We start from the raw sequence: 15971 nt of genomic DNA, 5'->3' as shown, positions 1-15971 counted from the left end.
TAAGTAACCGGGTGGTTGGTCGGGACGCCATCTACCGGCCAAAACGGTGACTGACGTGCGTATTACTCGCCGTGTGATACCTGCCACAGGTCTGTCACAGGCATCACTGGAGTCTCCGCACGCAACAGCGAGTGGGGACCCCTTTAGCGGCGCTTCGGCCCTTCTTCACCGCCGATTTCTGCGGCAGGGTCGCTCTGCGCGACGGATCCCGACCCTGGAGCAGGATTCGACGATGGTGTGGCCTCTTCAGCGTCGGCGGGCTCGGCAGCGTCGGCGGGCTCGGCGGGCTGTTCACCGTCAGCGCGGGGCGTCTCCGCATCGGGCAGCTGGTTCACCAGGTACTCGGCCAGACCCCCGATGGTCGGGTAGTCGAACACCGCGGTGGCATTGATCGTGAACTTGCCGCCGAACTGGCTGTGCAGTCGGTTGCGGAGCTCGATCGCCATCAGCGAGTCCGTGCCCAGATCGAGGAACCGACTGGTGGCGGCCGGCGGCTGTGCGAGCCGCAGGAAGTTCTGCACCTCGCGCTGAAGGAACTCGGTGACGAAACCGGCCCGCTGCGGCACCGGTATCTCCATCAGCTGCTTGAGCAGCTCGCTGTCGCCGGTGGCCTCCCCGATGGCGCTGGGCAGCACCAGATCGAGAATCGGCGGACGAGTGCCGCCCAACAGTTTCGCGGCGCGCTGCCAGTTGGCGTTGAGGACGGTGGCCTGCCCGGTGCCGTTCGCGACGACCTCGGCCAACGCGCTCAGCGCGGCCGACGGCTGCAGCGGTATCAGCCCCTGAGCGTTCAGATTGGCCTTGGCGGCCTCCGACGACGCCATGCCGCCGTCGGCCCACGGCCCGAAGTTGATGCCGGTGGCCGGCAACCCCTGGGCCCGTCGCCGAGCGACCAAGCCGTCGAGCAGCGCGTTGGCGGTCGCATAGTTCGACTGGCCGGGTGAACCGAACACGCTGGACACCGATGAGGACACGATGAAGAAGTCCAGGTCCTCGTCCATGGTCAGCCGGTCCAAATGGCAGGCACCGAACGCCTTGGGCGCCAACGTGGTTCGGAACCGCTCGACACTCTGCTGTGATAGCAACGCATCGTCGAGCACGCCGGCCAGATGCACCACACCGGCCAGCGGCGGCAGCTCCGCCCGGATCCGCTGCAGCAGCCCGGCGACATCGGCCTCCTCGCCGACATCGCCGTTGAAGACGTGGATGCGGCACCGGTACTGCTCGGTGATCTCGTCGACCACCCGCTGTGCGTCCGCATCGGGCGCCCGCCTGCCGGTCAATACGATGTCACCGGCACCGAGTTGGGCCAGATGGGCCGCCGTGTGCAGGCCGATAGCGCCCAGCCCGCCGGTGATCAGATAGCTGCGATCAGCCTTGGGCTGCAGCGGATTCGGTATCTGCAGCACGATCTTGCCGATATGGCGCGCTTGCTGCATCCGGCGGAACGCCGCCCTGGCCTCCGTCAACGGGTAGATCTCGGCGGGTAGTGGCGTCCAGACGCCGCTGGCCAACCCATCCGACACCTCGGTCAACAGCCGCTTTATGTGGTCGGGGTTCTGCAGCGTGGTCACATCCAACGCCACGATCTCGTAGGAGATATCGGGTCGCGCCGCCGCCATCTGCTCAGGGGTCCAGATGTCGCGTTTGGCGATCTCGGCGAACCGGCCGTTCTGCGCGGTGGCCCGCACGGTCGCCTCGAGGAAACCCTCATTGGTCAGGCTGTTGAGCACCACGTCAACCCCGGCGCCGTTGGTGTCAGCGAGGATCTGGTCGGCGAAATCCGTTGTGCGTGAGTCATAGACGTACTTGACGCCCATCTTGCGCAGCGCCGCGCGCTTGTAGGTGCTGGCGGTGGCGAACACCGTGGCGCCGTGCTGCTGCGCCATTTGGATCGCCGCCAGACCGACACCGCCGCTGGCGGCATGGATCAGCACGCGATCGCCCGGCTGCAACTTCGCCCAGTCGAACGCGAGCCGCGCCGTGAGCGCGGCGGCGGGAATGGTGGCCGCTGCCACCGGGTCCAGACCGGCAGGCACCGGCGCCAACAGCTGGGCCGGCACATTGAATCGGCTGGAGAACGCGCCCTGCATGAAGCCGTAGACGCGCTGGCCCACCTCGAGTCCGGCGACGCCGCTACCCAGCTGCGTGACCACACCCGCGAAGTCCCCACCGATCGGCCCGGGGTCGCCCGGGTAGAGGCCGAGCACATTGAGCACGTCGCGGAAGTTGAGGCCGGCGGCCTCCACCCGGACCTGTACGTAGCCTTCATCCGGCGGTGGCACGTCGGCCTCGGTCAGCCGCAGATTGTCGATCGCGCCCCGCTCGGTCGGCGCGAGGACGTAGTCGGACGACCGCGGCACGGTGAGATGACCGCTGCGCGCCCACGGCAACAACCGCGACGCCAGCAGCTTCCCTTGCCGCACAGCAAGTTCCGGTTCCTCGACAGGTGTGCCCAACAGATCGGCGAGGATGGCCACGGCCTCCTCGGATCCGTCGCAATCCACCAGCTTGGCCCGCAACGCGGGTTCCTCATTGATGGTGGTGCGCCCGAATCCCCACAGTGCGGCCTGCACGGGGTCCACCGGTTCGCCCGATTCGCACGCGACGGCCCGCTCAGTGACGATCCACAGCCCGCCAGGCAGTTTCACACCGCCGTTCTGTGAGCCACCCTGCACCGTGTGCACGGCGCTGAGCAGCTGGCTGATCTCGGTCTCCAGTCGCGCGGCGACGTCTTCCGTCGACTCGGACGCACCGGGCGCCGCCGCGCGCCAGACGACGCCGGAGAACGGCATGCCCCGCTCCTGCGCCTGAGTCAGCAGCTGTCCCAACGGCTCCGCATCTCCGGCCCGGTCGAACGGGATGCAGCCCGCAACCTTGGCGGCCAGTTCATCGAACCCGGCGATGAGCCAGGTGCCGCCTGCGGTGTCGCCGCTCGATGCCGGCAGTGGCACCTCGTGCCAGCCGAGCGTGTACAGCAGCCGGGTGGCATCGCCGCCGAGGCCGCGTAACAACGCCTCGCGGGGCGCACGCTTGACCGTGAACTCGCGAATTCCGCCCAGCCGGCGGCCATCCCGGTCGAGGAAGTCCAGATCGAACACCTGGGTTTCGCCGTCGAGCGCGCTGTTGTGCCACTTGGCGCGGCAATAGAACCGGCGCGGCATCTTCTCCCGCAGCGACACCTGCCCGTACCGCAACGGCAGGAACAGATCGTTGACGCCTTGTTCAGCAGCCATCAGTGCCGGGAACGCCGGGAACGCGATGCCAGTACACAGGTCCATCAGCACGGGGTGCATAGGTTCGGTGCCGAGGTGTTCGGCGAGTTCTTCACCGACGAGGATGTCGCCGATCGCCTCGCCCTCACCCAGCCACAGCGACTTCAGGGAACCCGACCAATTGGGTCCCCATGCCAGCTCCATATCGGCGAAGGTTTCGAACAACTCCTGCGGCCGCATGCGATCCAACCGTTCGATGGCCTCGTCGACCGGATCGCCATCATCAACCGCGTCGTCGATTCCGCTGACGACGGCGCCGTCGGCGTTGAGCGACCAGATGGCATCCCGATCGCCGTAGGGACGGCTGTGCACCTGGAAGCTCCACTCGCCCGCACCTTCCAGCGGGTGCAACGTGAGCTGCACCTCGCGGGAACTCTTCTCGGGCAGGATGATCGGCTCGTAGAAGAAGATCTCTTTCACCCTGGCTGGCGCTCCGACCGCGGCCAACGCCATCGCCGCGTACGTCGCCCCGGGGACGACGACGGTGCCGTAGATGACGTGGTCGGCCAGCCACGGTTGCGATTTGACCGACAACCTGCTGGTGTAGACCGAGTCGCCGGTGGCGAGGTCTTTGGCATTGCCGAGAATTCCGGACACCGCTGGCCCGACCCCACCCTCCGAAGGAATGCTCGACGTCTTGGGCCAGAACCGGCGACGCTGGAACGGATAGGTCGGCAATTCGACCCTGCGCCGCGGCTGACGGTGCAGCGCAGCGAAATCAGGCTGGTGGCCGGCGACGTAGGTCGCGGCGAGCCCGTCGGCGATCTGGCGACGATCACCGACGCCCTTGCGCAGTGAGACGATGGCCCGCGGTGCGGCGAGATGCTCCGGCCATACCTGCACGGCCGCGCCGGTGAGAACCGGCTGCGGTCCGATCTCCATCAGCACCGAACATCCGAGTGCTGCAATTGTGCGCACGCTTTCGGCGAACTGCACCGGCTGGCGGGAATGCCGCCGCCAGTACTGCGCATCGAGCGGGGTCTGGGCCGTGAGCACGGCGCCGGTGCGGTTGCAGACCAGCGGCAGCGTCGGCACATCGAAGGTCAATTGCGCCGCGTAGGACTCGAATTCGTCGAGTACCGGCTCCAGCAGTTCGGAGTGGAATGCGTGGCTGGTCTCCAGCCAGGTGCAGCGGATCGCCTCGTCGGCGAAGGCGGCGACGATCTGTTCGAGGTCTTCACCCGGCCCCGACAGCACGGTGTTGGGGCCGTTGTAGGCCGCGACCGACACTCGCGGGTGTTCGCCGGCGATCTGCTCGACGTGCTTGGGGTCGGCGAACACGGCGACCATCCGCCCGCCTTCGGGCAGGCTGCCGAAGAGCCTGCCGCGCTCGGCGATCAGCCGCGCGCCGTCCTCCAGGCTGAACACCCCGGCCACGCATGCCGCAGCATACTGGCCGACGCTGTGTCCCAGCACGACATCGGGTTCAATGCCCCACGACTGCCACAGCCGGGCCAGCCCCATCTCGACGGCAAACAGTGCCGGCTGCGCAAACGACGTGTGGCGCAGTGCATCTGCGGCGTCACCGCCGTCGGCGAACAGGACATCCAGCAGTGGGCGCGACACGATCGCGCTGACCACGTCCGCGCAGCGCGTCACCGTTTGGGCGAAAACCGGCTCGGCTTCGAACAATTCACGCGCCATCCGCGGATACTGGCTGCCCTGTCCGGTGAACAACCATGCCGTCGTCGGCCTGTTGAGGTGCTCGCCACGCAACACGCCAGGGCGAGTGCGGTTCTGCGCAAGGTCGGCCAGGCCGTCGCAGGCGCTCTGCACCGAATCCACCACCAGCGCAGCGCGATGCTCGAAGTGTGAGCGGCCCGTTCCTGCGGTGAGGCAGACATCGGCGAGGTCGACGTCGGGGTGGGAGGTCAACCATGCGTCGTACCGCTGCGCCAAGGCGACCAGGCCGTCGGGTGACCGCGCCGACAGCGGAAGCACATGGACCGGGCGAGTGCCCGACTCAACCGGTGCATCTTCGGTGCTCACCGGCTGGGCCGGCGCCTCTTCGACGAGCACGTGCGCGTTCGTGCCGGTGAAGCCGAAGGAGCTCACGCCTGCGCGGCGCGGACGCCCCTTGGCCTGCCACGGAATTGCCTTGTCCACGACGCGTACCGGAAGCGAGTCCCACGGAATATGGGGCGACGGGTTGTCGAAGTGCAGGGTCTGCGGCAACAGCTCGTTCTGCAGCGACAGCACAACCTTGATGAGACCTGCCGCCCCCGAGGCAGATTCGAGATGGCCGATGTTGGTCTTCACCGACCCCATCAGCAATGGCCGGTCTGCGTCCCGCGACCCGCTGTAGGCCGCCGCTGCGGCCTGAACCTCGATCGGATCGCCCAGCGGGGTACCGGTCCCGTGCGCCTCGAGGTAGTCGACGTCCCCGCCGGTCAAACCGGCACGAGCCAGCGCCGAGCCGATGAGCCGTTGCTGCGCACCGCCGTTGGGCACGGTCAAACCGCTGGAGGCGCCATCCTGGTTGACTGCGCTGCTGGGAATGACGGCCGCGATCCGGTCGCCGTCGCGTTGCGCGTCGCTCAGCCTCTTGAGCACGAGGACTCCGCAGCCCTCGCTGCGCACATACCCGTCGGCCGAGGCGTCGAACGTCTTGCACCGCCCGACCGGCGAAAGCATCCTCGCGCGGGAGGCGGCCACGACCGTCACCGGACTCAGCAAGACGTTCACACCGCCGGCCACCGCGAGATCGCAGTCACCGGAGTGCAACGCCTGGCATGCCTGATGCACGGCCACGAGCGCCGAGCTGCACGCCGTGTCGACCGCCACCGCCGGTCCCTCGAATCCCAGCGCGAAGGCCACCCGGCCCGAGATCGCGTTGAGCGCGTTGCCGGTGATGAAGTGCGGTTCGATCTTGTCGATCGACTCGCCGGAGAGCAGATGCGCATACTCGTTGGCCGCCACCCCGACGAAGATCCCGGTCCGGCTGCCGCGCAAGGAGGCAGGCGCGTACCCCGCCCTCTCGAGGCCCTCCCACACCGTTTCGAGCATCAGCCGTTGTTGCGGCTCGATCCACACCGCCTCACGCGGGGAAATGCCGAAGAATTCGGGATCGAATTCGTCGATGCTGTCGAGGAATCCGCCGAAACGGGTGTAGGTCTTGCCCGGAGCATCGGGATCCGGGTCGTAGAACTCATCGATGTCGAAGCGATCTTCCGGAACTTCTCGGATCGCATCCACACCGCCGGACAACACCTCCCAGAACGCCTCAGGGTCCGGTGCACCGGGGAAGCGGCACGACACCGCGACGATCGCGATCGGTTCGTCGGTGCGCGTCGCCACCACCGCGGCCAGTTTCGGCGCCGACGTGGCGGCCTGCTCGGTGAGGCCGAGCACGTCGTCGAGCAGATAGTCGACCACGTCGGACAGACGCGGGTGATCCATCGCCAGCGTCGCCGGTATCTGCTTGCCCACGCCTTGTTCGATGCGTTGGCGCAATTCGATGGCCATCAACGAATCCATGCCGAGGTCGAAGAACCCCGCGTCCTCGCGGATCTCGGCGGCGTCGACGCGCGTCACCTCGGCAACCGCATTGAGGAGGTAATTGGTCAACAGCTTCTTGCGTTGCTGCACAGGGGCATTGGTGAGCCGCTCGACCAGCTCGGTCTTGCCCGACGCCGTCACCGCCGGCGCGGCGGTCACGGGGGTCGGCGCTTCCCGCTGCAACTCGGCAAGGAACCCGCGGCTGCCGCCCTGTTGGAAGATCGGCAGGAAGCGGGCCCAGTCGATCCGGGCCACTACACCCTGCGCGGAAGCCGCGGAAGCAGAAGTCATGACATCGGTCAGACCGGCCAGGGCGTCAGCGGGTGACAGGGTGGTGACGCCGCGCTTCGCCAGGCGCGCGCGCGATTCGGCGTCGGCCATGCCCGCCGACCACGGACCGAAGTTGACGCTGATCCCCGGGACGCCCTGCTCACGCAGGCGCCACGCCAACCCGTCGAGGAAGGCGTTGGCCGCGCCGTAGGCGGTCTGGCCGAAGCCACCCCACACCGAGGCGATCGACGACGTGCTGACGAAGAAATCGAGGTTCATGCCGGCGACGGCTTCGCTCAAATGCCATGCCCCCCAGACCTTGCCGGCAAAGACACGGTCCACCTCGGCGTCGTCGAGACTCGCCAGCGGGGTGGTGCCGATCTCGCCCGCGGCGTGGACGACGCCGGCGAGCGGCGGCAGCTCCGCAGTCACGGTGGCCAACACGCGAGCAACATCGTGCGCATCTGCGACATCGGCTGTGACGACTCGGAGGCTGCAGCCGTGCTGTTCGGCGAGCGCATCGATGCGTTGCTGCACGGCGTCGCTCGGCGCGCGCCGACTGGTCAGCACCAGGTTTTTCGCGCCGCGCGCCGCCAGATAGCCTGCGATCTCGAGCCCGATCGACCCCAGCCCGCCAGTGACCAGATACGTTGCATCGCTTCGCAATTGCAACGGCGCAGCGTTCGGCGGTCCGACCCGCCGAACCAGCCGGGGGACATAGACCGCCTCGCCGCGCAGCGCGATCTGGTCTTCACCCTCGGAACCCGATGCCGCGGCACGGTCGACGAACAGCGACCATTCCTCGGCGGAGCCGTCGGCGAGATCCGCCAGACCGCCCCACATCTGCGGAAGCTCCAGTGCTGCGGCGCGGCCGAAGCCCCACAGGCAGCTCTGTTCCGGCGAAACCGTGTCGGAGTCGGTGACGGGCTGAGCGCCCCTGGTCACGACCCAGACGGGTCGCCGCAGACCGGCGGCGATCGCGGCGCGGAAGAACCGCCGTGTGCCACCCAGGACCGTGTGTTGCATCCGCAACAGTGACCGCATCGACGGCGCGGTCGTGGCAGTCGGATCCGCGTCGAGCGCCGCAACATGCACGATCCGCAGCGTCGGCTCGTCTGCCGCCGCAGCGCGCAACTGTTCAGCGAGCTCGTCGGCGTCCGCGTCGGACAACGGCAACCCGACGATCCGGTGCCGATGGCCCCGTGCCGTCAGCACATCGGCCAACGGCTCTAGCACATCGGGATTGTCACCGACAAGAATCCAGGCGGAGCCCTCGCCGGCGCCCGCGGCGGACGCAGTTGACTTCTCCCAGCGGAACTCGTAGCGGTCGTCGGCTATGGATTGGCTTGTCCGCTGCTGATTATGCTGCGCGGCAAGCTTGTTCAGCACGCGCAGGGTCTGCTCGTCGGCACCGTCGATCAGCGCTGCGAGCTCCTCGATGCGGCCGTCTTCGAGAAGACGAACGGTCTCGGTGCGCGGGCCGGCCTGATTCTGCAGCGGGTTGGGGCGCTCTCTGTTGTCCCGGTACCAGTACTGGCGGTGCTCGAACGGATAGGTGGGAAGGTCGAGCTTGCGGGCGCCGGCCTGCCGGAACGCGCCGAAGTCGGGAAGGTGGCCCAAGGTATAGGCCTCGGCGACGGCCTCGATGATCTGGCGGTGGTCTGTGGTGTTTCGCCGCAAGGAGGCAATCGCCCGCGGCGCGGAGGCCGGGTCCGGCCATGCCCGCAGCGCGGCCGCGGTGAGCACCGGTTGCGGGCCGATCTCCACCAGCAGTTTGCAATTCAAGTCGGCCAGGGTGCGCACGCTCTTGGCGAACTGCACCGGCTGGCGCGCATGCCGACGCCAGTAGGCGCCATCGAGTTTGACGCTCCTGCCGAGGGTTTCACCGGTGCGGTTGTCGATCAACATGCGTTGCGGCGCATTGAACGTGAGGCCGTCGGCATACCGCTCGAACTCGTCGAGAATCGGGTCCAACAGCGCCGAGTGGAAGGCGTGGCTGGTGTCGAGCCAGTCACACCGAATCCCGTCGGCGGCCAAGCCCGCCACCGCTCTTTCCAGATCACCTGCGGGACCGGACAATACGGTGTTGGCTCCGTTGTAGGCGGCTACCGACACACTCGGGAACTCGTCGGCCACGCTTTCGGCACGCTCGGCGGTGGTGAACACCGCGACCATCCGACCGCCCGCAGGCAAGCTGCCGAAAAGGCGGCCGCGCTCGGCCATCAGCCGCGCGCCGTCCTCCAGGCTGAACATGCCTGCGACGCAGGCCGCTGAGTACTGACCGACGCTGTGACCCAGCACCACCTCAGGCTCAAAGCCCCACGACTGCCACAGCCGTGCCAGGCCTGTCTCGATAGCGAACAAGGCGGGCTGGGCGTAGCTGGTCTGCCGCAGCGTCTCGTCGCCGTCCGGACCGTCGACATCGAAAATCACGTCCAGCAACGGCTTTTCGAGAACGTCGGCGACCGCGGCCGCGCACTGCTTCACCGTCTCGGCGAACACCGGCTCGGTCTCGAACAACTCGCGAGCCATGCCGGTGTATTGGCTGCCCTGTCCGGTGAACAGCCACGCCGTCTTCGGGGTGTCGTGGGATTCCCCGCGCACCAGTCCGGGCGCGGGCCGGTCGTCGGCGAGCGCGCCGAGCAGCTCGATCGCAGAGTCTTTTGACTTGACGACCAATGCGGCCCTGTGCTCAAAGTGTGCGCGGCCCACCCCCGCGGTGAAGCACACGTCGGCCAGCGAGGCCTCCGGATGCGCGGTCAGCCAGCTGCGGTACTGGTTGGCGACCTGCACCAGGGCAGCGGGCGTGCGTGCGGAGATCGGGAGAATGCTGAACCGATCGGCGGCCGTCGGCTCCGAAGAGCCCAGTGTGGCCGGGACGTCAGGCGCCTCTTCGAGGATGACGTGAGCGTTGGTTCCGGCGAACCCGAACGAGCTGACCCCCGCAATCCGGGGCTGGCCGTTGCGCTTCCACGCCCTGGCCTCCTTGACCACCTCCACCGGAAGGCGATCCCAGGGGATGTGCGGGGACGGGGTCGTGAAATGCAGATGCTCTGGCAGCAACTCGTTTTCGAGCGACAGGATGACCTTGATGACACCCGCGATGCCCGCGGCCGCTTCCAGGTGTCCGATGTTGGTCTTTACCGAACCGATCAGCAGGGGTTGGGCGGCGTCGCGGCCGACGCCGAGCGCCTCTCCTGCGGCCTGGGCCTCGATCGGGTCGCCCAGCGAGGTTCCGGTGCCGTGCGCTTCAAGGTAGCCGACGTCGCTGGGCCGCAGGCCGGCGCGCTTCAGCGCGTCGGCGATAACCCGTTGTTGCGCAACGCCGTTGGGCACCGTCAACCCGCCGGATGCGCCGTCCTGGTTGATCGCACTGCCGCGGATCACGGCCCGGATCCGGTCACCGTCGGCGATCGCGTCCTCGAGCCGCTTGATGACGATGACACCGCAACCCTCGCCGCGCACGTACCCATCGGCGGCGGCGTCGAACGTCTTGCACCGGCCGTCGGGTGCGAGCATGTGGGCGTTGGAGAAGGTGATCATCGTGGCGGGAGTCAGCATCACGTTCGCGCCGCCGGCCAGGGCGAGGTCGCATTCGCCGAGTTGAAGCGCCTGGCACGCCTGGTGGATCGCCACCAGCGACGAGCTGCATGCGGTGTCGACGGCGACGGCGGGCCCCTGCAGTCCCAGCCGGTAGCTGATACGTCCCGCTGCTGCAGCATTTGATGTGCCGATGGCCATGTAGGCCTCGATCTCGGGATAGGTCAGCTCGTCGGAGGCCATGCCGAGGTAGTCGTGAGTGGCCAGACCGACGAAGACCCCGGTGTTCGTATTGGCCAGAGCCGTCGGCGCGGTGCCGGCATGTTCCACCGCGCGCCACGCCGTCTCCAGCAAGATCCGGTGCTGCGGGTCCATCAACCTGACCTCGCGCGTCGACAAACCGAAGAAGGGCGCGTCGAACCCCGTCACGTCGTCGACGAAGCCGGCCCGACGGGTCACCACCTTGCCGGGCGTGCTGGGGTCCGGGTCGAAGAACTCGTCGACATCCCAGCGGTCGCTGGGCACCTCCGATGTCGCGTCGCGACCCTCGCGCAGCAGGTCCCAGAATTCGCCAGCATCCGGCGCGCCGGGAAAGCGCGCCGCGTAACCGACGATTGCGAAGCGGGCGTTCCGCCCGGTCGGACGATCCGCGGTTCCCATGCGGTGTCCTCCTGATTCGGCGTCAATATTTGCTTACTCGGAAGAAGTGGCGCGCGAAATCAACGCCGTCGAAAACTATTGCACGTTGATCTTGCGACTGCGATGTTGTTGCGCAGAGGCCCACCCGCTGAGAGGCGAGCGCGGTTGGACCTTGGGTATGTTGGTCCCGGGGGGTGGTGCCGGACTAGAGCCGGACAACCAGGAGGACGACGTTTTGCGGATCGGCAAGATCACGGTTGGCGCACTTGACGAGTGGTCGGTGAAGCCAGGCGCGGTCACCTCCTGGCATCCGACATCGGCTTCACAGGAAAAAGCGCGCAAAGCCCCGGTCAGTCCGGTGCCGGTGAGCTACATGCAGGACCAACACCTTCGGAACTACTGCGAACGCACAGCCGAAGGGCTCAGCTTTTCCCGGCAGATCATCGCCAGTTGTGAAGTTGCTGGAAACTGCGATATCGCGGCGATGGATCACGCGGTCAACGCGTATTTGCGACGGCACGACACCTTCCGCAGCTGGTTCGAGCAAACCGGTGACGGGGAATTCATCCGGCACGCGTTGGCCGACCCCGCGGACATCGAGTTCGAGCCGATCGCGCAAGGCAACCTGACCATCGACGAGATCCACGCGCACGTCGTGGCGATACCCAATCCGTTGGAGTGGGGCTGTTTCACCTTCGGGGTCATCCAGAACGACGACCACTTCACGTTCTTCGCCGCGATGGATCACGTCCACGGCGATGCGACGCTGATCGGCACGACCATGCTGGAAGCCAATGGGATGTATTCGGCGATGAGCACGGGTGGAGAGGCGCTGACGCTGCCCGACGCAGGCAGTTTTGACGATTTCTGCCTACGGGAGCGTCAATATACGTCAGAGTTGACGGTGGATTCGCCGGGCGTGCGGGCGTGGATCGAATTCGCCGAAAACAACAACGGCGGGTTTCCCGAGTTCCCGCTTCCGCTGGGCAATCCGCTGGAGTCGACCAGCAGCACCATGACCTCCGAAACCTTGATGAGCCCGGCACAGACGGAACGCTTCGAATCGGCCTGCACGGCGGCCGGGTCGCGCTTCGTCGGCGGTTTGTTCGCCTGTCTCGGCCTGGTGGAGCATGAGCTCACCGGCGCCCTGACGTATTACGGGCTCACGCCGAGGGATTCGCGGACCGCCGGCGACAATTTCATGACCCAAGGGTGGTTCACCGGTCTGATTCCCATCACCGTCCCCATCGCGGCAACCTCGTTCAGCGATGCCGCGTGGGCAGCGCAGGCGTCCTTCGACTCCGGCCTGGACATGGCGCGGGTTCCGTACTACCGGGCCATGGAGTTGGCCCCGTCGTTGAACTGGCCGCAACCCAATTTCCCGGTGTCGAACTTCTTCCACGGTGGCGCGGCTCCGCTCAACGCGATCCTCGCGGCCGCCGACATGGGCCTGGCCAACAACATCGGCATCTACCCCGACGGCCGGTATTCCTACCAGCTGACGATTTACATCTTCCGGTACGGGGAGGGCACGGTCATGGCGATCATGCATCCCGACAACCCCGTCGCCCTCAAATCGGTCACCCGCTACATGGAGGCGATGAAGTCGGTCTCCGTACGGGTCGCCGACAGCGGTGACTGGGGACGCGTCGCCTAGCGACGAGCACTACACGATGGCCAGGTGAGGACGACATGCGACGGCTGACCGATTTCGTTGTGCGGTGGCCCTGGGCGGTGATCGGCGTCTGGATCGCGATCGCCGTCGCCCTGCCCCTGACGTTCCCGAGCCTCAACGACATGGCCCAACGCCATCCGCTGTCCATCCTGCCCAGCGACGCGCCATCGAGCGTCGCCGCCCGGCAGATGACCGAAGCGTTTCACGAATCAGGCTCCGACAACCTGCTCGTCGTCGCCTTCATCAACGAAACCGGGCTCAAGCAGGCCGACGAAGGCAGCTACCGCAAGGTCGTGGACGCGCTGCGCGACGACGTGACCGACGTCGTGATGGTGCAGGACTTCTTCACCACACCGCAGCTGCGGCCCTTCCTCACCAGCAAGGACAAGACGACGTGGGTGCTGCCCGTCGGCCTCGCCGGAGAGTTGGGCACGCCACGTGCTTACGAGTCGTTCAACCGGGTCGCCGACATCGTCAAGCACAACGCCCCCTCCGAAGCCCCCTCCCAGGGGCCGCTCACCGTGCAGGTCACCGGCCCGGCGGCCACCGTTGCCGACCTCACCGTCGCGGGCGAACACGACCGCATGCCCATCGAGCTCGCGATCGCCGTCCTGGTGCTGCTCGTGCTGCTGGTCGTCTACCGCAACCCGGTCACGATGCTGCTGCCGTTGGCGACGATTGGGGCGGCGTTGGTGACCGCGCAAGCAGTGGTGGCAGGCGTCTCGAATCTCTTCGGGCTGGGTGTCTCGAACCAGTCCGTCATCTTCCTCAGCGCGATGATCGCCGGCGCGGGCACGGACTATGCGGTCTTTCTCATCAGCCGCTATCACGACTACCTGCGGCAGGGAGCCGATCTCGACGACGCGGTCCGGCGGGCACTGAGCTCGATCGGCAAAGTGATCACCGCGTCGGCGGCCACCGTGGGAATCACCTTCCTCGGAATCAGCTTCGCCAAGATGGGGGTGTTCTCCACGATCGGTGTCGCGTGCGCGATCGGTGTCGGTGTGGCTTACCTGTCCGCGATCACGTTGCTGCCCGCGATTCTGGTGCTGGCCGGACCGCGCGGTTGGGTCAAGCCGCGCCGCGAACTCACCACCCGGTTCTGGCGACGCTCCGGCATCCGCATCGTGCGGCGGCCGAAACTCCATCTCGTGGCGAGCCTTTTGGTGCTGGCCTTTCTCGCCAGTGCCGCCAGCCTGGTCCACTTCAACTACGACGACCGCAAAGCGTTGGGACCGTCGGCGCCGAGCTCGATCGGATACGCCGCGCTCGAACGGCATTTCCCCATCAGCCAGGCCGTGCCCGAATACATCCTCGTCCGGTCCCCCCGCGATCTGCGCACCCCGCAGGCCCTTGCCGATCTGGAACAGATGGCGCAGCGGGTCAGCCAGCTGCCGAACATCGGCCTTGTCAGCGGCATCACCCGGCCCACCGGGGTTGTGCCGCAAGAGTTCCGCGCCACCTATCAGGCCGGCATCGTTGGCGACCGGATGGCGGCCGGTTCGGCGCTGATCACCAACAACACGGGCGACCTCAACAAGCTGGCGAACGGGGCGGGCACGCTGGCCACCAACCTCGCCGATGTGCGCGCGCAGATCAACCGCATCGCCCCCAGCATGCAGCGGCTCATCGACGCGTTCTCGTCGGTGCGCAGCCAGATGGGCGGCGACAAGCTGGTGCGCGACGTCGAAACCGCCGCCAAACTCGTGCAGAGCATCAACGCGCTCGGCAACGCCATGGGCGTCAACTTCGCCGCTGTGAAGGACATGTTCGCCTGGGTGGGGCCGGTGCTGGCCGCGCTGAACGGCAACGCTGTCTGCGACGCCAACCCGTCATGCAGCGAAACCCGCGCCCAGTTCCAGAAATTGATGGACGCCCGCGATGACGGACGCCTCGACCAGATCAACACCCTGGCCGGACAACTGCAGGGGTTCGGCGACAGGCAAAGCCTCAACTCGACGGTGAAACAACTCAACGACGCGCTGTCGAACTTCAGCTCGGCGGTGCGCGCGATGGGTCTTGACCGGCCGGGCGGCCTGCAGTCGGGCTTGAATCAGGTGAGACAGGGCGCCAACCGCTTGGCCGACGGCAGCAAGCAGGTGGCCGGTGGCGTGGACCAGCTCGTAGGCCAGGTCAAGCTGATGGGGGCCGGTCTTGATGAGGCGGCCGCGTTCCTGCTGGCCATGCGCAACGACGCCTCCGATCCGTCGATGGCCGGATTCAACATTCCGTCCCAGATTCTTGCACTGGACGACTTCAAAAAGGCGGCGAAGATATTCATCTCGCCCGACGGCCATTCGGCCCGGTATCTGGTGCAGACCACCCTCAATCCGTTCAGCGCCGAAGCGATGGATCAGGTCAATGCGATCACCGACGCCGCGCGAAGCGCCCAGCCGAACACCCAGCTGGCCGACGCGAAGATTTCGATGGGCGGCTTCCCCGCCGCGTTACGTGATACCCGCGACTACTACCAGCACGACATCCGCTTCATCATCGTCATGACCCTCGTAGTCGTGCTGTTGATCCTGATCGCGCTGCTGCGGGCGATCATCGCGCCGCTGTATCTGATTGCCTCTGTGGTGGTGTCGTATTTCGCGGCGCTGGGTATCGGCGTGCTGACCTTTCAGTACCTGCTCGACCAGCAATTGCACTGGAGCGTGCCGCCGTTGGCTTTTGTGGTTCTGGTGGCGGTGGGCGCCGACTACAACCTGCTGTTCGTATCGCGAATGCGCGATGAGTCGCCGCACGGCACGCGCTACGGCGTCATCCGCACCCTGACCTCGACCGGTGGGGTGATCACCGCGGCCGGTCTGATCTTCGCCGCCTCGATGGGCGGTTTGCTGTTCTCCAGCATCACCACGGTGGTGCAGGGCGGCTTCGTGATCGGTGTCGGTGTTTTGTTGGACACCTTCCTGGTGCGGACCGTGACGGTGCCCGCGATCGCGGCGCTGCTCGGTCCGGCGAACTGGTGGCCGTCTCGAGTGGACGCGCGCAGCAGCGACCGGTTCAGTGTGCCGGCATGAAATGTGTGAAACTAATGAACGAAGCCGAACGAGTACGGACAGAACGTGACG

General features: G+C 66.8%; 3 protein-coding genes. 2 read left to right on the top strand and 1 reads right to left on the bottom strand.

Annotated elements, in window-relative coordinates; translation table 11 throughout:
* Positions 1-143: 143 nt before the first annotated feature.
* Entirely contained in the window at positions 144-11243 is an 11100-nt protein-coding gene (locus A5651_RS10290) for a type I polyketide synthase (protein ID WP_082943686.1), read from the bottom strand.
* Positions 11244-11457: 214 nt separating this feature from the next.
* Here A5651_RS10290 and A5651_RS10285 point away from each other — a divergent pair, with 214 nt between their 5' ends.
* Together A5651_RS10285 and A5651_RS10280 are read left to right on the top strand one after the other, a co-directional pair.
* Positions 11458-12879 (top strand): condensation domain-containing protein, encoded by a 1422-nt coding sequence (locus A5651_RS10285; protein WP_066979351.1) that lies wholly within the window; start codon positions 11458-11460, stop codon positions 12877-12879.
* 35 nt (positions 12880-12914) lie between these two features.
* On the top strand, positions 12915-15920 hold the full coding sequence (locus tag A5651_RS10280) for an RND family transporter (protein WP_066979200.1): 3006 nt from the start codon (positions 12915-12917) through the stop codon (positions 15918-15920).
* Positions 15921-15971: the final 51 nt, after the last annotated feature.

The sequence above is a fragment of the Mycobacterium sp. 1274761.0 genome (genome assembly GCF_001668615.1).
Lineage (GTDB): Bacteria > Actinomycetota > Actinomycetes > Mycobacteriales > Mycobacteriaceae > Mycobacterium.
The sequence above is the reverse complement of the archived record's forward strand: the minus strand, read 5'-3'. Positions and strand labels throughout refer to the sequence as shown.